Origin of the sequence: Pseudonocardia parietis, from assembly GCF_017876315.1 — a bacterium.
GTDB lineage: Bacteria > Actinomycetota > Actinomycetes > Mycobacteriales > Pseudonocardiaceae > Pseudonocardia > Pseudonocardia parietis.
Window position 1 is genome coordinate 3,702,692 of the sequence record NZ_JAGINU010000001.1, and the last position, 23,194, is coordinate 3,725,885.

At 74.0% G+C, this 23,194-nt stretch carries 20 protein-coding genes; 10 read left to right on the plus strand and 10 right to left on the minus strand.

Annotated features, from left to right (window positions below):
• Window positions 1-28: 28 nt before the first annotated feature.
• The 4 genes from JOF36_RS17600 to JOF36_RS17615 all read right to left on the minus strand — a co-directional run bounded on the left by JOF36_RS17600 (window position 29) and on the right by JOF36_RS17615 (window position 2,377).
• Window positions 29-418 carry a DUF4870 domain-containing protein gene (locus JOF36_RS17600; RefSeq protein WP_210028039.1) on the minus strand — a complete coding sequence of 130 codons (390 nt, stop codon included), beginning with the start codon at window positions 416-418 and terminating at the stop codon, window positions 29-31.
• Between the two features lie 255 nt (window positions 419-673).
• On the minus strand, window positions 674-1,180 hold the full coding sequence (locus tag JOF36_RS17605) for a type II toxin-antitoxin system VapC family toxin (RefSeq protein ID WP_210028040.1): 507 nt from the start codon (window positions 1,178-1,180) through the stop codon (window positions 674-676).
• On the minus strand, window positions 1,177-1,464 hold the full coding sequence (locus JOF36_RS17610; protein ID WP_307862438.1) for an AbrB/MazE/SpoVT family DNA-binding domain-containing protein: 288 nt from the start codon (window positions 1,462-1,464) through the stop codon (window positions 1,177-1,179). The genes JOF36_RS17605 and JOF36_RS17610 overlap by 4 nt, the downstream gene beginning before the upstream one ends.
• Window positions 1,465-1,669: 205 nt before the next feature.
• Entirely contained in the window at window positions 1,670-2,377 is a 708-nt protein-coding gene (locus JOF36_RS17615) for a YqeB family protein (protein ID WP_210028042.1), read from the minus strand.
• Window positions 2,378-2,425: 48 nt separating this feature from the next.
• On the opposite strand from JOF36_RS17615, the gene JOF36_RS17620 reads away from it, so the two are divergent.
• Window positions 2,426-3,028, plus strand: coding sequence for a TetR/AcrR family transcriptional regulator (locus JOF36_RS17620; RefSeq protein ID WP_210028043.1), 603 nt, complete (start codon window positions 2,426-2,428; stop codon window positions 3,026-3,028).
• A 17-nt stretch (window positions 3,029-3,045) separates the two neighbouring features.
• On the opposite strand, the gene JOF36_RS17625 is transcribed toward JOF36_RS17620, so the two are convergent.
• Both JOF36_RS17625 and JOF36_RS17630 read right to left on the minus strand, forming a co-directional pair.
• The gene (locus JOF36_RS17625; protein WP_210028044.1) at window positions 3,046-4,788 is read right to left on the minus strand and encodes a DUF6398 domain-containing protein; all 1,743 of its coding nucleotides are present in this window, start codon (window positions 4,786-4,788) and stop codon (window positions 3,046-3,048) included.
• 62 nt (window positions 4,789-4,850) lie between these two features.
• The gene (locus tag JOF36_RS17630; protein WP_210028045.1) at window positions 4,851-5,453 is read right to left on the minus strand and encodes a TetR/AcrR family transcriptional regulator; all 603 of its coding nucleotides are present in this window, start codon (window positions 5,451-5,453) and stop codon (window positions 4,851-4,853) included.
• A gap of 45 nt (window positions 5,454-5,498) precedes the next feature.
• On the opposite strand from JOF36_RS17630, the gene JOF36_RS17635 reads away from it, so the two are divergent.
• The 5 genes from JOF36_RS17635 (at window position 5,499) to JOF36_RS17655 (ending at window position 15,228) form a co-directional block, all read left to right on the plus strand.
• Window positions 5,499-7,100, plus strand: coding sequence for an AMP-binding protein (locus JOF36_RS17635; protein WP_210028046.1), 1,602 nt, complete (start codon window positions 5,499-5,501; stop codon window positions 7,098-7,100).
• Window positions 7,097-10,468 (plus strand): carboxyl transferase domain-containing protein, encoded by a 3,372-nt coding sequence (locus JOF36_RS39155; protein WP_245350882.1) that lies wholly within the window; start codon window positions 7,097-7,099, stop codon window positions 10,466-10,468. Before JOF36_RS17635 ends, JOF36_RS39155 begins: the two co-directional genes overlap by 4 nt.
• A 342-nt stretch (window positions 10,469-10,810) precedes the next feature.
• Complete coding sequence (locus JOF36_RS17645; RefSeq protein ID WP_210028047.1) at window positions 10,811-11,716, plus strand: type IV toxin-antitoxin system AbiEi family antitoxin domain-containing protein; 906 nt, start codon at window positions 10,811-10,813, stop codon at window positions 11,714-11,716.
• Between the two features lie 162 nt (window positions 11,717-11,878).
• The gene (locus tag JOF36_RS17650; protein WP_210028048.1) at window positions 11,879-14,785 is read left to right on the plus strand and encodes an AfsR/SARP family transcriptional regulator; all 2,907 of its coding nucleotides are present in this window, start codon (window positions 11,879-11,881) and stop codon (window positions 14,783-14,785) included.
• 104 nt (window positions 14,786-14,889) lie between these two features.
• The gene (locus JOF36_RS17655) at window positions 14,890-15,228 is read left to right on the plus strand and encodes a WhiB family transcriptional regulator (protein ID WP_210028049.1); all 339 of its coding nucleotides are present in this window, start codon (window positions 14,890-14,892) and stop codon (window positions 15,226-15,228) included.
• Between the two features lie 32 nt (window positions 15,229-15,260).
• Here the strand turns inward: JOF36_RS17655 and JOF36_RS17660 are convergent, their stop codons facing one another.
• Window positions 15,261-16,457 (minus strand): aromatic ring-hydroxylating oxygenase subunit alpha, encoded by a 1,197-nt coding sequence (locus JOF36_RS17660; RefSeq protein ID WP_210028051.1) that lies wholly within the window; start codon window positions 16,455-16,457, stop codon window positions 15,261-15,263.
• 129 nt (window positions 16,458-16,586) lie between these two features.
• Between JOF36_RS17660 and JOF36_RS17665 the strand changes: the two genes are divergently transcribed.
• Window positions 16,587-17,480, plus strand: coding sequence for a LysR substrate-binding domain-containing protein (locus tag JOF36_RS17665; protein ID WP_210028053.1), 894 nt, complete (start codon window positions 16,587-16,589; stop codon window positions 17,478-17,480).
• A 44-nt stretch (window positions 17,481-17,524) separates the two neighbouring features.
• Here JOF36_RS17665 and ppk2 read toward each other — a convergent pair whose 3' ends face one another.
• Entirely contained in the window at window positions 17,525-18,517 is a 993-nt protein-coding gene (gene ppk2, locus JOF36_RS17670; RefSeq protein ID WP_210028055.1) for a polyphosphate kinase 2, read from the minus strand.
• Window positions 18,518-18,533: 16 nt separating this feature from the next.
• Window positions 18,534-18,779, minus strand: a complete 246-nt coding sequence (locus tag JOF36_RS17675; protein WP_210028057.1) for a hypothetical protein — start codon at window positions 18,777-18,779, stop codon at window positions 18,534-18,536.
• 152 nt (window positions 18,780-18,931) lie between these two features.
• Between JOF36_RS17675 and JOF36_RS17680 the strand changes: the two genes are divergently transcribed.
• From JOF36_RS17680 to JOF36_RS17690, 3 genes are read left to right on the plus strand one after another with little or no spacing between them, the layout of a single operon-like run.
• A complete protein-coding gene (locus JOF36_RS17680) occupies window positions 18,932-19,453 on the plus strand; it encodes a (2Fe-2S)-binding protein (RefSeq protein ID WP_210028059.1) in 522 nt (173 codons plus the stop codon).
• Window positions 19,450-20,448, plus strand: a complete 999-nt coding sequence (locus tag JOF36_RS17685; protein WP_210028061.1) for an FAD binding domain-containing protein — start codon at window positions 19,450-19,452, stop codon at window positions 20,446-20,448. Before JOF36_RS17680 ends, JOF36_RS17685 begins: the two co-directional genes overlap by 4 nt.
• Before the next feature lie 2 nt (window positions 20,449-20,450).
• A complete protein-coding gene (locus JOF36_RS17690) occupies window positions 20,451-22,547 on the plus strand; it encodes a xanthine dehydrogenase family protein molybdopterin-binding subunit (RefSeq protein ID WP_210028062.1) in 2,097 nt (698 codons plus the stop codon).
• On the opposite strand, the gene JOF36_RS17695 is transcribed toward JOF36_RS17690, so the two are convergent.
• Window positions 22,525-23,055, minus strand: a complete 531-nt coding sequence (locus JOF36_RS17695) for a DUF6328 family protein (protein ID WP_210028064.1) — start codon at window positions 23,053-23,055, stop codon at window positions 22,525-22,527. The two genes, JOF36_RS17690 and JOF36_RS17695, sit on opposite strands and share 23 nt — an antisense overlap.
• Between the last annotated feature and the right edge of the window lie 139 nt (window positions 23,056-23,194).

Genomic DNA, 23,194 nt, shown 5'->3' on the forward strand with positions numbered 1-23,194 from the left:
AGCCGTCATGAACCATCCCGCTCCTGGTTCAGGACAGCACCCGGAGCTGGAAGGGGTAGTCGTAGGTCTGGTTGTTCGACGCCCGTACCGCTCCCTTGATGTGGCACCACGCGGAGACCACGAACAGGACGAGCATGAGCGGAACCGCGACGATGATCCCGACCACGGTGATGATCAGCAACCAGCTGAGCAGGAAGAGCGCCCAGAACAACAGGTTGAAGTTGAACGCCCCGGCGGCGGCCCTGCGCGCGAACGGGTCGTCCTTCTTGACCAGCCAGACGAGCAGCGGGCCGAGCAGGCTCAGCAGTCCGGCACTCAGCACCGCGGCGATCGGCGCCGAAAGGTGGGCGAGGATGGCTGCGATCCGGCTGCTCTCGGGTGGCCTGGACGCAGAATGGCTGGGGTACGGCTGCGACATCGAAAACCTTTCCTCCGGTCCGCGAGCCCGGTCGGCCGTGCGTCGGCACAGCTGAACGAGGGGCCGCCGGTATGGACCGACCACCCTGCCAGTCACCGGCCCGGATGCGGGAACCAGTCGACCCGGACTCCGGCGTGCCGCGCTCCCTCCGTGCCCCTGGCGATCGCCTCCACCGAGCTCGACGAGGCGGCGGGGCGGTGGCTCGCACCCCCGGGATCGGCGGAGCGACGCGGTCGGGGAGCGGTGTCGAATCGGTCATGCCGGGCCTCTCCGATCGGTGCGGTCGGTGCCGGGCGGACTGCCCCGGATGAGTACGACACCCACCCCGATCTCCAGCGTGGTCCAGGCGGTGTCGGCGGTGACCGCCGGCCCGCCCAGGCGGGCGGCCAGGGCCAGGCAGCACCGGTCGCCCAGTGACAGTCCGGCGGCGCGGGTGGCCGGCCACAGCTTCGCCGCGGTGATCGCATCGGGGGTGTCGAGAGGCGCGATCCGGACCCCGAGGGTGCGGAGCTGGCGGGTGGCGCGGTCGGCGTCGACGCCGTGCTGGGCGAGCTTCTGGTGGACCTCGGCGAGGTTCACCGCGGAGAGCACCGCGGTGTCGAGGTAGCGGTCGACGACGTCGCCGCCGGGTTCGTCGCGCAGCCAGGCGAGTACGGCGGAGGCGTCGAGTACCGCTGGGCTGGGAGTGGGTGGGGTCGCGGTGGCTTCCGCCGCGCCGGCCGAACGGGACGGCGCGGGTGAGCCGGCGTCGAGTGCGGTCACGAGTCCGGGTCCTCCGCGGCCGCTTCGGCACGGCGGTCGGCGAGCAGCTCCTCGACGACGGAGGTCTGCGGGTCGCCCTGCCAGGACTCGGCGATCTCCCGCCGCATCCGCGCAACGAGCTGTTCGCGGGACTCCATCACCACACGCCCGTCCTCCACCGACAACAACAGCGTCGACCCGGCGTGCAGTCCCAGATCACGACGCACCTGCGCCGGGATCAGGATCCGACCGTCCCGATTGACGACCACCTCGGATGATCCGCCACTCTCCACACGATCCGACACGGTCGGCAGCATACTACGAAGATCCATCCTTATCTGTCAGATAGTCACACTCTCTGACGTGGACGGGCAACCTCGCGCTACTGGGCGACGTCGTCCTCACCGCCGGCCGTGCCCAGCTCGCCGGCGCCGACCTCGCCCGGAGTGCGTTGCAGGTCCACCGAGCCCAGGGCGCGCTCGACGCCGCCCGCTCGCGTCTCCGCCGTGCTCAGTGCGCCGGCGCGTCCTGCGTCTGCTCGGCGAGCGGGCGCCACTGCTGCCCGTGCCGCGCGCCCCGGTCCCGGACGACGACGCCCCGGTCCTGGAGCCGCTCCCGCAGGTCGGATGCGGTGTCGGGGTCGGTGGCACGGAGGGCGCGACCGCGCCGGCGCAGCAGCTCGTGCACCTCGCCGGGCAGCTCCGGGGCGCCGTCCACCCAGGGGTGGAAACGGTCCTCGGCCGGGTCGCTGTGCCCCGTCCAGGGGTAGCCGTCGGCGCGGAACGCCTCGGCGAGCCGCCGCGCGCCGATCTCGCACTCCCGCCGCAGCAGCTCCCGGCCGTCGGCGTCGCGGAGCACGAGATCGTCCGGGTCGGTGAACACGGCGGCGATCCGTTCCCGCCCGACGAAGCATCGGGAGTCGCCGCGCTCGACCGTCACGCCGTCCGCGGCGATCCGCACCACGGTCGTCTCCTCGCTGATCTTCGCGACGAGCAGGGCCGCGGCGACGAGGCCGACCACGGCGCCGCCGCCGACCAGCCACGGCACGGGCGCCAGTTCCAGCAACCGCAGCGGTCCGGGTGCGCCACCGAGCACGTCGATCGACCAGCGGGTGAGGGGCCCGACCAGGTGTCCCGCACCGGCGCCGAGCACCGGCCCGACCAGCACGATCAGACCGAGCAGTGTCCGGGAGATGCGCAGGGTGCGGTGCGGTGGCATGGACACCAAGTTAGCAGAGTGCTCACTCCATTAACTAGGATGGCGGCCATGCCACGACCCGTCGATCCCGCGCTCCGGCGCGCCCGCCGCCTGCAGCTCATCGATGCCGGGCTCACCGCGTTCGCCCGGCACGGCGCCGGAGCCACCACCGCGCAGATCTGCCGGATCGCCGGGATCGGCTCGGGCACGTTCTTCCATCACTTCCCGACGAAGGACGCGCTCCTGGTCGCCATCCTGGAGCTGGGCACCGAGGAGACCCGCGAGTTCTTCGCCTCGCGGGACCCGGACGCGACGCCCCGGCAGGTGCTTCTCGAGTACGTCCGCCACGCCGTCGCCGACCTGGCCGATCCGCGCGCGGCCGGGTTCATCACGGTCGTCGGCACCTTCGGCGCGCGCCCGGAGATCGCGGCCGCGCTGCAGGCCGAGGAGGACACCACCCGTACCGCGTTGCGGGAGCTCGCGGCGGCGGCCCAGCGGGGCGGGCGGGCACGGGCCGGGATCCAGGCCGACCGGCTCGCCGTCTGGATCATGCTGCTGATCGACGGCTTCGCCTCCCGGGTGGCCGGTGGCGGCTTCGACGCCGACGCCGAGACGCCCCTGCTCGTCGAACAGGTCGGGTCGTTGCTCGACGGCCCGGCACCCGGGCGGTAGCGAGGGACCGGGCCGGGTCAGTCCGGGGTGCCGGCCCTCTCGCGCAAGCGGTCCCGAGCGGTGAGGATGCGCGCCCGTTGCGGACCGGTCAGGTAGCGGGCGGAACCGAGATCCTTGCCGCCCACGTCGTGCGGGTCGGCCCCGACGGCCCGCAGCAGTGCCTCGCTGCGTTGGGACACGCTGCCGGTGCTCACCCCGAAGTGCGCGGTCAGGTGCTTGACCGCGAGGTGTGGCCCGGTGCCGGCCTCCCGGTCGAACAGCGGGTTGGCCTTGCCGACGAGCCAGCAGAGCGCGGCCGCGGCGGTGGTCGCCTTGCCCCGGCGCCGGAAGACGGCGGGATCGCCGGTGGCGATGTCGCACAGCAACCGGCGGCACGCGGTCCGGTACTCGGTGTCGAGGAGCTCGGCGCAGCAGCGGTCGACCAGCTCCAGGACCTCGCCGACCCGGCCGTGCACGTCGGCCGGCACCGTCTCCCACGCGAACGGTTCGTCGGGCAGGGGATCGGCGTCGAGCTCGTTCAGCGCGGCCTCGCCGCCGACCGCGTGGGCCAGGTCCTCGAGCATGATCTCGGCGAGATCGACGTCGCTGATCACCCCCATCGCTTCGAGGATCCCGGCCGGGTCCTGGGCCCGGTCCGACCGGATGAGCTGCTGGTATGCGGCCTCGTACTCGTCGACCGCGGCGAGCGTCTCCTCGGTCAGGCCCGCCCGGACTCCCCGCTCGTGGTGGCAGAAGCGGATGAACGCGCGCAGCAGATCCGGCAACTGAGCCAGGAAAACGACGTCGGCGACGACCGTGCGCGGTACCCAGTCGGCCAGCAGGATCTCCACGGCCACCGGGCTCCAGCGCATCGGGTCACCCAGGCTCTGTTCGGTACCGAACGACATCAGCAGCGCGAGGAGGCCGCCGGTCCCGTCGGTGCCCTCGGCGAACCGCGAGGCCCGGAACCGCTCGGTCAGGTCGTCGAGGTCCTCGTCGCTCCACTCCGGAACCTCGTAGCCGGTGCCGCCGGGCGGCAGCAGCCCGGTCATCCACTCCACCAACGCCCGGGAGGACGGCCAGGTGTCGGTCTCGATCGGCGGGTAGGTCATCGCTGTCAGCTCGGCGGCCTCGCCGATCCGGGCGCGGGCGTCGGCCGGGTCGAGCGGCCGGGCCGTCATGTCGGGATCGGCAACGGCAGCGGCCTCGAGCTGCCCGACGACGTCCTCGAGGGACCCGGACAGCGCGAAGGCGTCCTTGACCATGGTCCCCATGTTGTGGTCGATGTAGACGACCGCGGTGAGCTGGTGCCCGCCCGGCAGGGTGACCGAGATGAGGACGTTGTCGCCGTCGCGCAGCGTGTGCGTCACCTCGAACGCCCGCGGTTCGGCTGTTGCACGCGCGAGCCCGCTCAGCCAGTCCGGCAGCGGGTGCCCGCGCCGCGCGATCTCCCGGTGCACGCGACGGCGCAGCACGTCGTCCCCGGACAGGCAGGCGAGCGCGGCCAGCACCGCCGAGATCTCCGGCAGCGGGGCGGCCAGGAAGGACTCGACGAGCTCGTCGCGGTCGGGGCCGGGCGCGGCGTCGGCGAACTGCTCGTGGTCCCGCGGATCCGTGATGGCGAGCAGAGTGCTCGCCGTCGCGAGGAGCGACAGCGGATCGTCGTCCTCGAGCGCGCCGGCGATCCGGTCGAGGAGGTCGGTCTCGGGAGGCGGCTGTGCATCCCGGGTCGTGCGGGCAGGGGAGTCCGGGTGCCGGGGCGTGCGCTTCCGCGTCGACATGCGGAGACCGTAGACCCGGCTCCGCCGGCGGTGCAGCGGGCCCGCATCCGGCAGGCGCCGCGTCACCCCCGGTCGTCGTCGATGCCCGCCATCCGCAGGTACAACGCGACCAGCTCCCCGCCCAGCCGGTCGGCCTGCTCCGGGTGGTCGACGGCGAGCTCGGCGGCGCGGGCGACCATGCCGGTGACCGCGCGGGAGACGTCCGCCGGCGGCACGGCGGGAGCGGCGCGGCCGTCGGCGACCAGGCGTTCCAGGAAACGGGCGTTGCGCCGCTCGGGCCGGGCGACGATCTCGTCGCGCAGCTCGCGCATCGCCGGGTCGACCAGTGCCTGGTGCGCGATCACCACGAGCATGCCGTGGTGGCGGGTGTAGGCGGCGAAGAAGGCGCGCACCGCCTCGTCCGCGGTCCGCGCCGGTGACGAGGTGTCCACACGCTCCTGCAACCGCAGGAACTCGTCGCGCACCCGGTCGGCGAGTGCCCGGAACACGTCCTCCTTGGACGGGAAGTAGGCGTAGACGGTCGGGCGTGACACCCCCGCCGCGGCGGCGAGCTCGGCGATCGTCGTCCGGGAGTGCCCGAGCCGGCAGAACACCGCCTCCGCGACGTCGAGCAGCCGTTCCCGCTTCTCCTCCGCCCCGACCGAACGCGACCCGATGCTTGACATCTATGTAAAGTAGCGCAGGTCGTCAGGGGTGACGAGGAGGATTCGATGACAGGTCTGCCACCGGTCGGGGACCGGACGTTGCGCGGTGCCTACGACCGCGCGCTTGCCGAGATGCCGGACGCGACGGCCCAGATCGGACCCGGCGGGCGGTACACGTTCGCCGAGAGCCACGAGCGTTCGCTGCGCGTCGCCGGCGGGCTCACCGCGCTCGGCGTCGCCCGGCAGGACCCGGTCGCGCTGCTGATGGACAACTCGCTCGACGCCGTGCACGCCTGGACCGGCACGAGCCTCGGCGGGATGGTCGAGGTGCCGGTCAACTCTGCGTACAAGGGCAGCTTCCTCACCCACGTGCTCAACGACTCCGGGGCCGCAGTGCTCGTCTGCGACGACACCTACGCGGAGCGGATCGCGCAGGTCGCCGGCGATCTGACCGCACTGCGCACCCTCGTCGTGCGCGGCGACACCGCGGCCGCCGACAATCTGCGCGACCGGTTCCGGGTGGTCGGGCTGGACGAGGTCACCACCGCGGAACCCGCTGCGCCGCAGGCGATCGACGCCGCGGACCTGATGGCGTACATGTACACCTCCGGCACGACGGGGCTGTCGAAGGGCGTGCTGATCCCGCACGCGCACGCCTACACCTACGCCTCCCGGGAGGACCAGGCGCGCCCCGTCGCGGGCGACCGGATCCTGGTCACGCTGCCGCTGTTCCACCTCGCGGGCCAGTGGTACGGCGTCTACCAGTCCCTGATCCACCGTGCGGTGTGCGTGCTGGAACCCGGGTTCTCGGTGAGCCGGTTCTGGCCGACGGTGCGCGAGCACGGCATCACCGTCACCGTGATGCTCGGCGCGATGGCCGAGCTGCTCCAGCAGGCCGAACCCCGGCCCGACGACGCCGACAACTCCCTGGAGCTGGCCGTGATGGCCCCGCTCGCCAGCGACGTCGACGGCTTCCGCGCCCGCTTCGGCGTCGACCTCGCGGCCGTCTACGGGATGAGCGAGATCGGCGCCGTCCTCAACGGGCCCCCGGAGACCGTGGTCGGTGGCGAGTGCGGTTTCGCCCGCGACGGGTTCGAGCTGCGCCTGGTCGACGACGGCGGACGCGATGTCGAGCCGGGACAGGTCGGCGAGCTGTGGGTACGGCCGGAGGATCCGCGCCTCGTGATGGGCGGCTACCACAACCTGCCGGAGAAGACCGCCGAGACGCTCGTCGACGGCTGGGTGCGCACCGGCGACGCGTTCCGTACCGACGCGCAGGGGCGCTACTTCTTCTCCGACCGGATGAAGGACGCGCTGCGTCGGCGCGGCGAGAACGTCTCCAGCTTCGAGGTCGAGCGCGTGGTCAACGAACACCCCGACGTCTACGAGAGCGCCGTGGTCGCGGTGCCGTCCGAGCTCACCGAGGACGAGATCAAGGCGGTCGTCGTGCCCCGCGACGGACGCGACGTCGACCCGGAGGAACTGACCCGCTTCCTCGTCGACCGGCTGCCGTACTTCATGGTGCCCCGCTACGTCGAGTTCGCCACCGAGCTCCCGAAGACACCCACCCAGAAGATCCACAAGCACGTGCTGCGACAGTCCGGTGTGGACTCGGGTGTGTGGGACCGGGAGGCGGCCGGGATCGTGCTGCGCCGGAGCAGCCGATGAGGATCCTGGTGGCCAACCGCGCCGAGATCGCGGTCCGGATCATGGACACGGCGGCGGCCCTGGGGATCGGCACCGTCGCCGTCCACCCCGACGACGACGCCGCCTGCGCGCACGTCACGCACGCCGACGAGGCCGTCCGGCTGCCCGGCACCGGGGCTGCCGCCTACCTCGACGTCGAGGAGATCGTCGCGGCCGCTCTGCGCACCGGCTGCGACACACTGCACCCCGGCTACGGGTTCCTCGCCGAGAACCCCGCACTGGCCCGCGCCTGCGCGGAGCGCGGCATCACCTTCGTCGGGCCCGGCCCCGGGTCGCTGGAGCTCTACGGCGACAAGACCCGGGCCAGGGCACACGCGGAGCAGGCCGCGGTGCCGGTGCTCACCGGCACCGCGGGGCCCACCGATCTCGCGGCGGCGCGCGCGTTCCTCGACGGTCCCGGGCCGGACGGCGCGGTGATGGTCAAGGCGCTGGCCGGCGGCGGCGGTCGCGGCATGCGCCCGGTCACCCGGGCCGACGACCTCGCCGAGGCGATGCGCCGGTGCTCGGCCGAGGCGCAGGCCGCCTTCGGCGACTCCGGGGTGTACGTCGAGCGCCTGCTGCCGCGCGCCCGGCACGTCGAGGTGCAGATCCTGGGCGACGGCGAGGACACCTGCGTGCTCGGCGACCGGGACTGCTCGGCGCAGCGCCGCCGGCAGAAGCTCGTCGAGATCGCGCCCGCCCCCGCACTGCCGGACGACGTCCGGGCCGGCCTGCACGACGCGGCCCGCCGGATCACGACCGGCTGCTCCGGGCTCGCGACCGTCGAGTTCCTGGTGTCCGGCACCGAGTTCGTCTTCCTCGAGGTCAACCCGCGCATCCAGGTCGAGCACACGGTGACCGAGGAGGTCACCGGCCTCGACCTGGTCGAGCTGGGGCTGCGGGTCGCCGGCGGGGCCCGGCTCGCGGATCTCGGGCTCACCGGGACTCCCGAGGCGCGGGGCGCGGCGGTGCAGGCCCGGGTCAACACCGAGTCGGTGACGGCCGACGGCACGGTGCTCCCCGGATCCGGGACGCTGACCCGGTTCCAGCCGCCGACCGGGCGCGGGCTGCGCGTCGACACCCACGGCTACGCCGGCTACCCGGTCGGCCCGCGCTACGACGCGCTGCTGGCGAAGGTGATCGCGACCGGGCCCGACACCCCGGCCGCCACGGCGCGGGCCGGTCGCGCGCTCGCCGGGTTCGACGTCGCCGGTGTCCCGACCAACCTCGCGCTGCTGCAGGCACTGCTGGAGCGGCCCGAGTTCACCAACGGCACTCTGCACACCGGCTTCGTGGACGCCCACCTCGGCGAGCTGGCCGATCGGCCGCGGGCCGTCACGCTGCCCGACGCCGCCGGCTCCGCCACGGGCGCGGCCGGCTCCGCCGCCGGCACGCATGAGACCGCGGACGCCACGGACACCGCCGGCACCACGGCACCCGCCTGCAGCACCACCGGCACGACCGGCACCGCGAGCCCCGCCAGTACCACCGACACCACTGGCCCCACAGAGACCACCGGCCCCACGGACACCATTGGCCCAACGGAGACCGCGGGCCCCGCCGGAGCCGCGGTTCTGAGTGCGCCCGAGGGAACCGAGCCGGTGCCGAGTCCGCAACAGGGTGTCGTGGTGGCCATCGAGGTCACCGAGGGCGACACCGTCGCCGCGGGCGCGGAGCTCGTCGTCGTCGAGGCGATGAAGATGCAGCACGCCGTGCGCGCCGAACGGGCCGGCGTCGTCGACACCCTCACGGTGAAGGTCGGCGACACCGTCACGGCCGGGATGCCGGTCGTGTTCCTCGCCGCCACCGGCGACGACGACACCGCCGCGCAGACACAGGCGAACACGGACCCCGACCACATCCGGCCCGACCTCGCCGAGCTGCTCGACCGGCGCGCCGGGGTGCTCGACGCCGGCCGTCCCGAGGCGATCGCCCGCCGGCACGCCACGGGCCGGCGCAGCGTCCGGGAGAACCTCGACGACCTGCTCGATCCCGGAAGCTTCGTGGAGTACGGCGCGCTGACGATCGCCGCCCAGCGCGCCCGGCGCGGCTTCGACGATCTCGTCGCCCGCACCCCGGCCGACGGCCTGCTCACCGGCACCGGCACCGTCGACGGCGTCGCGGTGGCGCTGCTGGCCTACGACTACACCGTGCTGGCCGGGACCCAGGGGCTGCACAATCACCGCAAGACCGACCGGCTGCTGCGTCTCGCCGCCCGCGACCGGCTCCCGGTCGTGATCTTCGCGGAGGGCGGGGGCGGGCGCCCGGGCGACACCGACACCTCCGCGGTCGCCCAGCTCGACGTGCCCACCTTCCGGCTGCTCGCCGAGCTGCGCGGGCAGGTCCCGACCCTCGCCGTCGTCGCCGGGTACTGCTTCGCGGGCAACGCCGCACTCGCCGGCGCCTGCGACACGATCATCGCCACCGAGGGCAGCAGCCTCGGCATGGGCGGACCGGCCATGATCGAGGGCGGCGGGCTGGGCCGGGTCGCCGCCGCCGACGTCGGGCCGATGGACGTGCAGTGGGCCAACGGCGTCGTCGACCGGCTGGTGCCCGACGACGCCGCCGCCGTCGCCGACGCCCGCCGCTGGCTGTCCTACTTCGGCGCCGCCCCGGCCGGGGGAGACGCTGCCGACCAGCGGACGCTGCGGCACCTGGTGCCGGAGAACCGGGTGCGCGCCTACCGGCTGCGGCCGGTGCTCGACACGCTGTTCGACACCGGCTCCGTGCTGGAGCTGCGCGGCGGCTTCGGGACCGGGGTGCTGACCGCGCTCGCCCGGCTCGACGGGCGCGCGGTCGGGGTGCTGGCCAACAACCCCGAGCACCTCGGCGGAGCGATCGACGCCGACGCCTCGGACAAGGCCGCGGCGTTCCTCGAGCTGTGCGAGGCGCACCGGCTCCCGGTCGTGTCGCTGTGCGACACCCCCGGTTTCATGGTCGGCCCGGACGCCGAGCGCACCGCCACCGTCCGCCGGTTCGGCGCGATGTTCGTGGCCGGTGCCCGGCTCACCGTGCCGCTGTGCACGGTGGTGCTGCGCAAGGCCTACGGCCTCGGGGCGATGGCGATGGCCGGGGGCGACCTGCACGCGCCCGCGATCACCGTCGGCTGGCCGACGGCGGAGTTCGGTGGGATGGGGCTCGAGGGCGCCGTGCGGCTGGGCTACCGGGCCGAGCTCGAGGCCATCGAGGACCCGGACGCCCGCCGCGCCCGCTTCGACGAGCTGCTCGCCGACTACTACGAGCGCGGGAAGGCCCTGCACGTCGCGACCGTGTTCGAGATCGACGACGTGATCGACCCCGCCGACACCCGCGACGTCCTGGTCCGGGTGTTCGCCCAGCGAGACCGGTGAGACCTCCCGGCCCGGGAACTCCGCTCCGAGCACAGTGATCGGGTGGGCTGATCACGGATCCGGAAGCGACCCGGCCATCCGTGGCCGGATCCGTTCCGAATCGGTGATCACCCGCGGCCGTCCGGCTGGTCCGGCTGGTCCGGCCGAGGAGGGGACGCGAAGCGTGACGAAGGCGGCCGACCGCCCCGGCGGCGCACGACCGCGCCCACGGTGATCACGGATCGGGAACCAGAACGGCCACGGATGGCCGGACCGCTTCCCGATCCGTGATCACCGTTCGCGGGTGCGTACGGCCGTGCCGGTTCGGGCGTGGGGCGGGAGGCGCCCGTGCAGGGTCCGGGGATGGAACTCGACCGGGGCGCTCCCGCGCAGGGGCCGGGGATGGAACTGGACCGGGTGCTGCGGGAACAGGACGGGGTCGTGACCGTCGCGCAGGCGGTGGCCTGCGGAGTCTCGGCCCGGACGGTGCGCCGGTGGGTCGCGGCAGGTCGGTGGTCGGCGCCGTTCCCCGGGGTGCTCCTGGCCGGCGGGCACCGGTACGGGTTCGCCGCGAGGTGCCGCGCGAGCTGGTTGTGGGCGGGGCCGTCGTCGCTGGTGTCCGGTCCCGCGGCGGCGTGGTGGCACCGGATGCTCGACACCCCGCCGTCGGCGGTCGGGATCACGGTCCCGCGGGCGGTGGTGCGACGCCCGCGGCCGGGTGTCCGGGTGCGGCGCCGCGACGTCGCGCTCGTCGATCGCTCGGCGGCGCGCGGGATCGCGCTCACCGCGCGGCCGCTGACCGCGCTGGAGACGGCGATCGCGATCGAGGACGGGTCGGCGTTCCTCGACCGTGCCCTGCAGCGGTGGATCACGTTCGAGGAGCTGCACGCCGCCTGGTGCCGGATGAGCGGTGCGACCGGAGCCACCGCCGCTCGGACCCTGCTCGTCGCGGCCGGGGACCGGGCGGCGTCGCAGGCCGAACGGCGACTCTGCCGGCTGCTGCGCGACGCCGGCATCACCGGCTGGGTGCGTGGCTACGAGCTCGGCCCGTACGAGCTCGACATCGCGTTCCCCGAGCAGCGGGTCGCCATCGAGTTCGACGGCTGGGCGTGGCACAGCGACGCCGAGCGCTTCCGCCGGGACCGTCGCAAGGGCAACGATCTCGTGACCGCGGGATGGACGCTGCTGCGCGTGACCTGGCACGAGCTGGACACCGCACCGGCCCGCGTCGTCGCGCAGGTCCGGCACGCCCTGCTTCGGGTGGGCTGATCACAGATCCGGAAGCGATCCTGCCGTCCGTGGCCGTCCTGGCTCCCGATTCGCGATCACCGGGCGGTGGCCCTGTAGGTCTCGTGCCGGGCACGATGTCGGGCACGGGGCTTACGGTGCCGGGCACCTCGGCGTCGGACGGGTCGTGAGGAGTGAACCGGTATGCGCTACCTGCTGCTCGGCCCGCTCGAGGTCCGGGAGGGCGAGCGGCGGCTGGCCGTGCCCTCGGGAAAGGTCGCGGACCTGCTGGCGGTGCTGCTGGTGCGTGCCGGTCAGGTCGTCCCGCGGGACCGGCTGGTCGACCTGCTGTGGGACGAGAACCCGCCGAGGACCGCCGGGGCCCAGTTGCACAGCCTGGTCTCCCAGCTGCGCCGCGCGCTCGACACCGGTGCGCCGGTGCTGGTCACCCGGCCGTCCGGGTACCTGCTCGACGTCGACCCGGCGGACATCGACGTCGAGGTCTTCACCCGGCTGTCCCGGGAGGGGCGGGCGCAGCTCGCCGCGGGGGCGTCCGCCGCGGCCGCCGACACGCTGCGGGCGGCCCTGGCCCTGTGGCGCGGGGAGCCACTGGTCGGCATCGGCGCCGCCGAGCTGGTCCGGACGGTCGTGCCGGGCTGGGAGGAGGCGCGACTGGCCGTACTGGAGGACCGGGTCGACGCCGATCTCTCGTCGGGCCGGCACGGCGGCCTCGTCGCCGAGCTCGACGCCGAGGTGGCCGCGCACCCACACCGGGAGCGGCTGCGCGGCCAGCTGATGCTCGCGCTGCACCGGTCCGGCAGGCGGGCCGACGCGCTGGCCCTCTACCAGAGCGGACGCCGGGTACTGGCCGACGAGCTGGGCCTGGATCCCGGCCCGGCGCTGCAGGAGCTGCACCGGGCGATGCTCACCGACGACCCCGACCTGGCGGCCCCGCCTGCACCCGCCGTCGTCCCGGCGCGGCTCCCGGCCGTCCCCGCGCAGCTGCCCGCGGACATCGCCGACTTCACCGGCCGGGCCAAGCAGGTGGACCGGATCCGCGACCTGATCGTCGACCGGCTGGACGGCTCACCCGCGGTCGTGGTCTCGGCGATCGCCGGCAAGGCGGGGGTGGGCAAGACGACCCTGGCCGTGCACGTGGCCCACCAGCTCCGGAGCCGGTTCCCGGACGGGCAGCTCTATGTCGACCTGCGTGGCGCCGAGGCCGACCCACGCGACCCCGCGGACGTGCTCGCCCAGTTCGTCCGCGCGTTGAGCGCCGAGGGGGCGACCGTCCCGGACCGGCTCGACGAGCGGGCCGCGCTCTACCGCAGCCTGCTGGCCGGGCGGCGATTGCTGGTGGTGCTGGACAACGCCGCCGCCGAGTCCCAGGTCCGTCCGCTGCTCCCCGGCGACGCCGGCAGCGCCGTGCTGGTGACCAGCCGTACGCCGCTCAGCGGGCTGGCCGGCGCGGTCCGCGTCGACCTCGACGTGCTCGAGCCCGACCAGTCGCTGCAGCTGCTGTCCCGGCTCGTCACCCCGGAACGCGTCGCCGGCGAGCCGGAGGCGGCCGAACAGATCGTGCGCTGGTGCGGCCACCTTCCGCTGGCGATCCGGGTGGCCGGGGCCCGCCTGGCGGCACGGCCGCACTGGACGCTGTCCCGGATGGCCGAGCTGCTCTCCGACGAGCGCCGCCGGCTCGACGAGCTGGCGGTGGGCGACCTGGAGGTGCGGGCCGGCCTCGCGCTGAGCTGTGCCGGGCTGGACCCGGACGCGCGGCGCGCGTTCCGCAGGCTGGGCCTGCTGGCCGTGCCGGACTTCGCGGCGTGGGTGGTCGCCGCCCTGCTGGACGTCTCGCGGCAGCGGGCGGAGGACCTGGTCGAGAAGCTGTTCGACGCGCAGCTGCTCGAGCTCGCCGGACCGGGCGGGGAGCCGGCGCGGTACCGCTTCCACGACCTGGTCCGCGTCTACGCCGGGGAGCTGGCCGCCGCCGAGGAACCGGAGCACGACCGCACCGACGCGGTGACGAGGGCCGTCGGGGGGTGGCTCACCCTGGCCGAGCAGGCCGGCCGCCGCCTGCCGTCACCCGAGCTCGGGGCAGGCGTCGTGGAGACACCGGCCTGGCAACCGGACCCCGGCACGCTGCAGGCGGCGCTCGACGACCCGCAGGCGTGGTTCGAGGCCGAGATCGAGACGCTGATCGCGGTCGCGGAGCAGGCCTGCACCTCCGGCCCGGCCGCACTCGGCTGTCGCTTCGACACCGCGCTGGCCCCGATCAGCGTGCTGCGCGCCTACTACGACGACTGGCGCCGGGTCTCCGGGTTCGCCGTCTCCGCGGCACGCCGGGCCGGTGACCGGTGGGCGGAGGCGCACGCCCTGCGCGGGCTCGGCGAGCTGGCCCGGATCCAGGACCGGGGATCGGAGGCGCTGGCCGTCCTCGAGCAGGCCCGGAACACGTTCGATGCCGCCGGTGACCGGCACGGCCGGGCGCTCGCCACGTCCGGGATCGCGGCCGTGTACCGCGACACCGGCCGCCTCGACGAGGCCGCGGCCCTGCTGGAGGAGGCACTGCTCGTGCTGCGCGCGGTCGGTGACCGCCGGAGCGAGGTGTGGACGTTGCGCCGGCTGGCCGGGGTGTACCGGCTGCACGGACGGTTCGACGCGGCGCGGCGGTGCCTGCGGGATGCCCTGGTCGCGGCCGGTGAGCTCGGGGACCCGCTCGCCGAGGCCGCCGTCCGGGAAGGCCTCGGCGTCGGCTACACCCGGGTCGGCCTCGGCGAGCCGGCCCGGGCGGAGCTGGAGGCGGCGCTGGAGCTGTTCCGCCGCCACCGGTACCACTACGGCGAGGCTCGTGCCCTGGGCAGCCTCGGGGAGTTGCACCGCGTCGAGGGCAGGCTGGACGCGGCGGCCCAGTGCCAGCACCAGGCCCTGCGGTTGTGGAGCGAGCTGCGCCTGCCCTGGTGGCGCGCCCGGACCCGGCGCCGGCTCGGCGACGTGCACGCGGCGGCCGGTGACGACCACGGCGCCCGCGCCCAGTGGCGGGCGGCGTGGCAGCTGTTCCACGACATCGGTGCGCGGGACGCCGCGGAGCTGCGCGCCCTGCTGGATCGATAGCGGTTGCCACGGAGCGCGGACATAGCCGTCCCGTAGCCGGTCGATAGCCGGTGGCGGGAACGTGTGCGGTACGAGAATCCAAGGCCCCGGGGGGGGAGCCGACGATGAGCCTGTGGGCCGAACCGATCCGGACTGCGAGAACCCCGCACGACGACAGGGTGCTGCCGTGCCGATCGACCGACGACGATCTGTGGTTCGCCGAGTCACCGGACGACGCCGAACGTGCCAAGGCCCTGTGCCGGACGTGTCCGGTCCGCGGCGCGTGCCTCGCGACGGCGTTGCGTCGCGGCGAACCGTGGGGCGTGTGGGGAGGCGAGATCTTCGACCGCGGCTCGGTCGTGAGCCGCAAGCGACCGCGGGGACGCCCGCGCAAGGTCGATGCCGAACGCGGGCTCGATCGGACACCGGCCGGCGTGGCGTGTCCGCCGGCCGGTGTCGCCTGATAGACCGGCGGGGGCGAGTCCGCACCAGAACGTCAGGCTGACGTGCGGCCCCGCTCCAGGGCGGTCTCGTACCAGGACAGGAACCCGTCCACCGACGCCTCGACGACGGGCGAGAGCGGCCCGGGCCGGTATCCGCGCGAGGCGATCCCGGCGTAGTTGTTCTCGCACAGCGCCCAGTCCTGCTCCGAGGTCGCCCGCCAGACCGCGGTGAGCGCGTCCTCGTCGATCTCACCGGCGTCGGCACGGACCAGGAAACAGACCTCGACGTCGGTGGTCCCCGCGTCGACCGGGGAGAGCCGGGTCGTCACGGCGTAGTCGCAGTTGGCGTGCGCCCACATGTCGGGCAGGCAGACCACGCGCAGGCTCCCGGCGTCGGCCTCGGTGAGCTCGCCCAGGAACGGGGCCACCGGGCGTCCGTCCAGGGACTCGGTGACGAAGCCGTCGCGCAGCGGGAGCCGGGCGATCCGGTACCAGGCGCCGCCGGGGAAGCTGACCTCGTCGCCGGGCAGCCCGCGCCGCGCCCAGCGCGACCGGGCCTCGGCCACCGCGGCGGCGTAGCGGGGGTCGGTCCGTACGTCGCCGTGCACGCCGAGATCGAAGTTCGACAGCGTGAACTCGGGGTGGCTGCCCCGGCAGTGGTAGCACTCGCGGTTGTTCTCCACGAGCGTCTTCCAGTTGGCCGCGACCCGGTAGTGCAGGCGGGAGGCCACCCGGGTGTCGGCGAGGTGGTGCGGGGCGAGCTGCGGCGCCAGTGCCGCGGCGAACCCGTCGATGTCCGGCGGCTCGTGGGCCAGGCAGACGAACACCAGGCCCTCGATCTCCCGGACGGCGACCGGTGCCAGCCGGTACGCGCCGACCGGGAAGTCCGTCCCCATCAGCCGGGCCGAGCGCAGAGCACCGTCGGTTCCGTAGACCCACTGGTGGTAGGGGCAGACGAAGGCGCGGACGTTGCCGCGGTCGGCGCTGGTCAGCCGGGAACCGCGGTGCGCGCACACGTCGTGGTGGGCGTGCAGGGCGCCGTCCTCGCCGCGGACCACCAGCACCCGGTCCCGGCCGACCTCGCGTGCCAGGTAGTCCCCGGGACGGGTCAGCTCGCACGTGTGGCCTGCGAACAGCCAGCCCGCGGCCCACACGTGCTCCAGGTCGGCGGCGAACACGGCCGGGTCGGTGTACGCGGCCTGCGGCAGCGACCGGCCGGGCAGGCGTGACAGGACGGCGGCGTCAGCCATGGAGGACCTCGGGAGGCTCGGGTGGGCGGCGGAGACGCCGTCCACCCTGACCGGCCCGGCGCCGTCGTGGTGCCGTTCCGTGATCGTCGGTCACGATGTTGCGATAGGCCGAACCTTATGGTGGACGATGTGGACATCGAGCTGCGCCAGTTGCGGGTGTTCCTCACCGTCGCCTCGGAGCTGCACTTCAGCCGCGCCGCGGTCCGGCTGCACGTCAGCCAGCCGGCTCTGAGCCAGCAGATCCGCACGCTGGAGAAGGCACTCGGCACGCCGTTGTTCGACCGCACCAGCCGATCCACGGTGCTGACCCCGGCCGGACGGGTGCTGCTCGACGCCGCGCCCCGGGTGCTGTTCGAGGCCGAGCGGGCCATGGCCCGGGTCGGCCAGGCGGCGGAGGGCGCGGACGGGCTGCTCGTCGTCGGCTCGGTCGGGACGGCACTGGCCTCGATCGCGCCGCGGATCCTGCGCACGGTGCGGGCGCGCTTCCCGGAGCTGCAGATGGAGGTGTCCCAGCACGACACGTCCGCGCAGATCGTGGCGCTGACCGACGAGCGTCTCGACGTCGGGCTGGTCCGCGCGGCGGCCCCGACGACCGCGGTCACCGTCGAGGAACTGGTCGCCGAGCCCCTGCTGGTCGTGCTGCCCGACGACCACCCGCTGGCCCGCCGGGACACCGTCGACGCCGCCGACCTCGCGGGGGAGCCGTTCGTGTTGTGGCCGCGCCCGCTCGGACCGGAGTTCTTCGACATCATCACCGGCTACTGCCGCGACCACGGGTTCAGCCCCCGGATCGTCGCCGAGGGCCCCGACATCGAGACCCAGCTCAGCCTGGTCGCCGCCGGGATCGGGGTGTCGCTGCAGCCGTCGTACTACGCCAACCTGCGCCCGCCGGGAGTGGAGTTCCGGCCGTTGTCCGGCGACGTGCCGACGGTGGCGCTGCAGGTCGCGTGGCGGCGCCGGGACCGCTCGCCCGCCGTCGGGCACTTCGTCGAGGCGGCCCGCGCCTGCGCCGCCGCGGGCTGAGGCTGAGGAGGCGCCGGGGGCTGGGGAGGCGGCGCGGACCCGCGCTATCCGGCGTCGGCCACCCCGTGCCCGGAGCCGGCGACCTGCGGGCGGCCGACGACGAGCGGATCGGGGGTGCCGACGGCGTCGGCGTCCTTGGCGGTGTAGTCCAGTCCGGACAGCACCAGGCGCATCGCCTCGATCCGGCCGCGCCGCTTGTCGTTGGAGTCGACGACCGTCCACGGCGCGTGCCCGGTGTCGGTACCGGCGAACATCGCCTCCTTGGCCGCGGTGTAGTCGTCCCACCGCTCCAGGCTCGCCAGGTCGACCGGGCTGAGCTTCCACTGGCGCAGCGGATCGAGCACCCGGATCATGAACCGGGTCCGCTGCTCGAGCCGGGACACCGAGAACCACAGCTTGACCAGGTGGATGCCGTCGTCCACCAGCGAACGCTCCAGTCCCGGCACCTCGCGCATGAACCGCTCGTACTCGTCGTCGGTGCAGAACCCCATGACCTGCTCGACGACGGCGCGGCTGTACCAGGAGCGGTCGAACAGCACGATCTCCCCGGCCGTCGGCAGCTGCTGGAGGTAGCGCTGGAAGTACCACTGCCCCTGCTCCGCCCCGGTCGGCTTGTCCAGCGCCACCACCCGGGCGCCGCGCGGGTTGAGGTGCTCGGTGAACCGCTGGATCGTGCCGCCCTTCCCGGCGGCGTCGCGTCCCTCGAACAGGATCACGATCCGCCGGCCGGTGTCCTTCACCCAGGACTGCAGTTTCAGCAGCTCGATCTGCAGGGCGCGCTTGGCGTCCTCATACTCGGGGCGGGCCATCAGCTCCGGGTAGGGGTGCTCCTCACGCCAGGTGCCCACCTCGTGGCCGTCCGGCCCCACCAGCTGCGCATCGCCGTCGGTGCCCTCCAGCACCTGCCAGCTGTTCGGGTCGTCGAGCAGGTCGACCTTGCGCAGTGCCGCCTGCAGCTCCTCCCGGGTGCGCTCGGAACGTCCGGCCACGTCCGGGGTCCCGCGGAAGCCGCGGACCGCCTGTCCGATCGATGTCATCGGGGTTCCTCGCCGGTCAGGACCGCCCCGCGGCCCGGCCCCGGCGCAGTCGCTGCCGCGTCCGGATCCCCCAGGCGACACAGCCCAGGGTGACCGCACCGAGGACGACGGTCCCGACGAGCGAGCCGAGCACGACCGCGAACAGCACCGTGACGAAGGCGGACAGGATCCCGGCGACCAGGCAGATCTTCGCGTGCAGCCGCAGCGCCGCCTGCCCCTCGGCGCCGGTGTCGGTCGACCCGGGCCCGCCGATACCCGGCACGTGTCGGTCCTCCGGCCGGTCACCGCTCCGCTCCCGCATGCGGTCGGGGTTCCCGGCGAGCACCGGTCTACACCACCGACGCCCCGAATGCCGTGAACCCCGGGTGGCGGACGCGGCGATTGAACCCGGACCGCGCGGGAACGCTGCACCCCATGGACCACGAACTGTCGCTACGGGTCGACGGGACCGACCACCGCCTGACGGTCGACACCCGCACCTCACTGCTCGACGCCCTCCGTCAGCGTCTCGGCAACACCAGCCCGAAGAAGGGGTGCGACCACGGCCAGTGCGGTTCGTGCACCGTCCTGGTCGACGGCGTGCGGGTGCTGTCGTGCCTGACCCTCGCCGTGACCCGCGACGGCGCCGACGTCGTCACCGCCGACGGCCTGTCCGGGGCCGACGGTGACCATCCCGTGCACCGGGCCTTCGTCGACGAGGACGCCTTCCAGTGCGGCTACTGCACGCCCGGGCAGGTGTGCTCGACGGTCGGCATGCTCGACGAGTTCGACCGCGGCCGCCCGAGCGTCGTCACCGGCGATCTCGCCACCGCTCCCGAACTGGACGACGCCGAGATCGCGGAGCGGATGAGCGGCAACCTCTGCCGCTGCGGTGCCTACCTCGGGATCCGCGCGGCGGTGGCCCGCGTCGCGCGCGAGCGGGAGGGATCACGGTGAGGCCGTTCGACTACCGGGCCCCGCAGGACGCCGGGTCGGCCGTGGCCGCCGTCGCCGCCCGGCCGGACGCGCGCTTCCTCGGTGGCGGCACCAACCTCGTCGACCACCTGCGCCTCGGCGTCGCGGAACCGGGGCTGCTCGTCGACGTCACCGGTCTCCTGCCTGCCGGGATCGACGACGACGGCGGCGGGCTGCGGATCGGTGCGGGCGTCGCGAACGCCGACCTGGCCGCCGACGACCGGGTCCGCCGGCGCTACCCGATGCTGGCCAGGGCGCTGCTGTCCGGGGCGTCGGGTCAGCTGCGCAACATGGCGACCACCGGCGGCAACCCGCTGCAGCGCACCCGGTGCCTGTACTTCCAGGACGTCACCACCCCCTGCAACAAGCGCAGCCCCGGCTCCGGATGCTCCGCGATCGGCGGCGCCACCCGCCAGCACGCGATCCTCGGCGCGTCCGAGCACTGCATCGCCACCCACCCGTCGGACATGGCGGTCGCGCTGACCGCGCTGGACGCCCAGGTCGAGGTCCTCGGCCCGCAGGGCGAACGCACCGTTCCGTTCGGCGAGCTGCACCGGTTGCCGGGGGACACGCCCGAACGCGACACCGTGCTCGAGCACGGTGAGCTGATCACCGCGATCGTGCTGCCAGAGCTCCCGATCGCCGCCCGGTCGGACTACCGCAAGGTCCGCGACCGCGCGTCGTACGCGTTCGCGCTGGTCTCCGTCGCGGCCGCGCTCCAGGTCACCGACAGCACGATCACCGACGCCCGCATCGCGTTCGGCGGTGTGGCGCACCGGCCCTGGCGGGCGCACCGCGCCGAGCAGGTGCTGCGCGGCGCGACCCCGTCCGACGACACGTTCCGGGCAGCAGCGGATGCGGAGCTCGCCGACGCCCACCCGCAGGACGGGTTCGACGGCGGGAACGCGTTCAAGATCCCGCTGCTGACCCGGACGTTGACCGGCACGCTGCGCGATCTCGCGCGACAGGAGGCATGAGCATGACCGGGACGCTCGAACCACGCGCCATCGGCGCCGACCTGCCCCGCCGCGACGGGCCGGAGAAGGTGCGCGGCACCGCGCTGTACGCCGACGAGTCACCGGCGCGGAACCCGGTGTACTGCCGGCTCGTCCAGGCGCCCCTCGCGCGCGGGCGGGTCACCGGCGTCGACCCCGCCCTCGCGGAGACCCAGGACGGCGTGCTGGCGGTGCTGACCCCGGCCACCGCCGAACGCCTGGCCGACACCAGCGACGCCGAGTACGCGATCCTGCAGGACGACGAGGTGCACTTCCGCGGCCAGATCGTCGCCGCCGTGATCGCCGAGACCTTCGAGCAGGCGCGCTACGCCGCCGACCTCGTCGACGTCGGCTACGACGAGCAGCCGGGCGACGTGCACCTCTCGGCGGACCGCTCCGATCTCTACCGCCCCGAGCAGGTCGAGACCGGCGACCCGCCGGACTCCCACGAGGGCGACGTGGACGCCGCGATCACCGCGGGACCGGTACGCCTCGAGCGCGTCTACACGACACCGATGCTGCACAACAACCCGATGGAGCCGCACGCGACGACGGCGCTGTGGGACCCGGACGGCCACGGCGGCGCCGGATCGCTGACGCTGTGGGACTCCACCCAGGGCGTGCACACCGTCCGCGACACGGTGCGCACCGTGCTCGGCCTGGATCCCGAGCAGGTCCGGGTCGTGTGCCCCTACGTCGGCGGCGGGTTCGGTTCCAAGGGCATCCCGCACCAGAACGTGGTGACCGCGGCGATGGCGGCCCGTGCCGTGCCGGGCCGCCCGGTGCGCCTCCCGCTGACCCGGCAGCAGACGTTCTCCCTCGCCGGCTACCGCCCCCCGACGATCCAGCAGGTGGCGTTGGCCGCCGGTGCCGACGGCCGGCTCACCGCGATCGCGAACGACGTCGTCGAGCAGACCTCGCGGATCAAGGAGTTCGCTGAGCAGACCGTGCTGCCGGCCCGCACCATGTACGCCGCGCCAAACCGGCGGACCACCACCCGCCTCGCCGCGCTCGACGTGCCGATCCCGTCCTGGATGCGAGCGCCGGGCGAGTGCCCGGGCATGTTCGGGCCCGAGGTCGCGATGGACGAGCTCGCCCACGAGCTCGGCATCGACCCGATCGAGCTGCGGGTGCGCAACGAGCCGGACACCGATCCCGACTCCGGTCTCCCGTTCTCGTCCCGGGACCTGCTCGCCTGCCTGCGCCGCGGCGCCGAGGAATTCGGGTGGTCCACTCGCGACCCGCGGCCCGGCGTGCGCTCGCACGGTGGCTGGCGGTGGGGGACCGGGGTGGCCGCCTCGGTCTACCCGACGATGCGGATGCCCGTATCCGAGGCCGAGATCGCCCGGGTGGACGGGCGCTACGTGGCCCGGATCGGCGCCGCCGACCTGGGCACCGGCACCTGGACGGCACTGGTGCAGATCGTCGCGGACGCGCTCGACGTCGCGGTGGACGAGGTCGACGTGCAGATCGGCGACACCGAGTACCCGATGGCCTCGGTGGCCGGCGGCTCGTCGGGGATCAACACCTGGGGTTCGACGCTCGTGGCGACCGCGCAGGAGTTCCGCAAGCGTTTCGGCGACGAGCCCGCCGACGGTGACTCCGCCCGGGGCGAGGTACCGCAGAACGATGCTGCCGAGCGATATGCGATGTCGGCGTACGGCGCACAGTTCGCCGAGGTCGCGGTGCACGCCGACACCGGTGAGATCCGGGTGCCCCGGCTCTACGGCACCTTCGCGGTCGGGCGGGTGGTCAACCCGCGGATGGCGCGCTCGCAGCTGGTCGGTGGCATGACCATGGGGCTCGGCATGGCCCTGTACGAGCACAGCCTGTTCGACCCGCGCACCGGGCACGTCGTCAACCACGACCTGGCCGAGTACCACGTGCCGTGCCAGGCGGACGTGGCCGATCTGCGGGCGGACTGGATCGACGAGCACGATCCCCACGTCAACCCGATGGGCACCAAGGGGATCGGCGAGATCGGCATCGTCGGTACGGCCGCGGCGGTGGCGAACGCGGCCTGGCACGCCACCGGGACGCGGGTGCGCGACCTGCCGGTCACCCTCGACTCGTTGCTCTGACGACGACCGGCCCGACCAGCCACAACAGGACCAGCATCGTGACGAACCCGGCTCCGCCGGCCAGCGCGCCGACCCGTCCGACCGCGAGATCGAGGACCAACGCCAGCCCCGCCACCAGGGTGACGGCGAGTGCGCCCAGCCCGAGCTGGGTGAGCCGGTGCGCCCACCGGACCAGCTCGGGTTTGCACCCGCGGCGGAAGACGACCCGGTGCGCGGCGACCGGGGCGACGAGCAGCGCGGAGCTGACGGCCGCGGCGATCAGGGTCGTCACGAACATCGCGAGCTGCACCGGGTCGAGCCGGGCGAACCGCTCGGTGAAGGACGCGGTCAGCAGGAACCCGAGCAGGATCTGCACTCCGGTCAGCGTCACCCGCAGCTCCTGGAGCAGCTCCACGAAGTTGCGGTCGGCCCGGCACAGCGGTGACTCGGCCCGGTGCCGCTCGTTCCAGACGTCGCTGCCCGTGACGAGCTCTTCCGGGGTGGGCGCAGTGCTCAACGGGGTCGGCATGGCTGCTCCTTCCAGCTCCGCCGGGCCCGCCCGGCCCGGCCGGCGACGACACGAACGCCCGCGAACGGGCGCGGTATGCGTGTGTGGGCGGGAGCCGGCCGGGTAGCCGGGGGCCCCGACGCCGATGACGGGGAGTGCG

Bases quoted from the DNA above. Each gene is read 5' to 3' on its own strand.
- JOF36_RS17680 (WP_210028059.1), top strand. From the start codon at position 18,932: ATGGACCACGAACTGTCGCTACGGGTCGACGGGACCGACCACCGCCTG.
- JOF36_RS17645 (WP_210028047.1), top strand. From the start codon at position 10,811: ATGGAACTCGACCGGGGCGCTCCCGCGCAGGGGCCGGGGATGGAACTG.
- JOF36_RS17615 (WP_210028042.1), bottom strand. From the start codon at position 2,377: ATGCCACCGCACCGCACCCTGCGCATCTCCCGGACACTGCTCGGTCTG.
- JOF36_RS17655 (WP_210028049.1), top strand. From the start codon at position 14,890: ATGAGCCTGTGGGCCGAACCGATCCGGACTGCGAGAACCCCGCACGAC.
- JOF36_RS17690 (WP_210028062.1), top strand. From the start codon at position 20,451: ATGACCGGGACGCTCGAACCACGCGCCATCGGCGCCGACCTGCCCCGC.
- JOF36_RS17620 (WP_210028043.1), top strand. From the start codon at position 2,426: ATGCCACGACCCGTCGATCCCGCGCTCCGGCGCGCCCGCCGCCTGCAG.
- JOF36_RS17650 (WP_210028048.1), top strand. From the start codon at position 11,879: ATGCGCTACCTGCTGCTCGGCCCGCTCGAGGTCCGGGAGGGCGAGCGG.
- JOF36_RS17635 (WP_210028046.1), top strand. From the start codon at position 5,499: ATGACAGGTCTGCCACCGGTCGGGGACCGGACGTTGCGCGGTGCCTAC.
- JOF36_RS39155 (WP_245350882.1), top strand. From the start codon at position 7,097: ATGAGGATCCTGGTGGCCAACCGCGCCGAGATCGCGGTCCGGATCATG.
- JOF36_RS17600 (WP_210028039.1), bottom strand. From the start codon at position 418: ATGTCGCAGCCGTACCCCAGCCATTCTGCGTCCAGGCCACCCGAGAGC.
- JOF36_RS17630 (WP_210028045.1), bottom strand. From the start codon at position 5,453: ATGTCAAGCATCGGGTCGCGTTCGGTCGGGGCGGAGGAGAAGCGGGAA.
- JOF36_RS17625 (WP_210028044.1), bottom strand. From the start codon at position 4,788: ATGTCGACGCGGAAGCGCACGCCCCGGCACCCGGACTCCCCTGCCCGC.
- ppk2 (WP_210028055.1), bottom strand. From the start codon at position 18,517: ATGACATCGATCGGACAGGCGGTCCGCGGCTTCCGCGGGACCCCGGAC.
- JOF36_RS17660 (WP_210028051.1), bottom strand. From the start codon at position 16,457: ATGGCTGACGCCGCCGTCCTGTCACGCCTGCCCGGCCGGTCGCTGCCG.
- JOF36_RS17695 (WP_210028064.1), bottom strand. From the start codon at position 23,055: ATGCCGACCCCGTTGAGCACTGCGCCCACCCCGGAAGAGCTCGTCACG.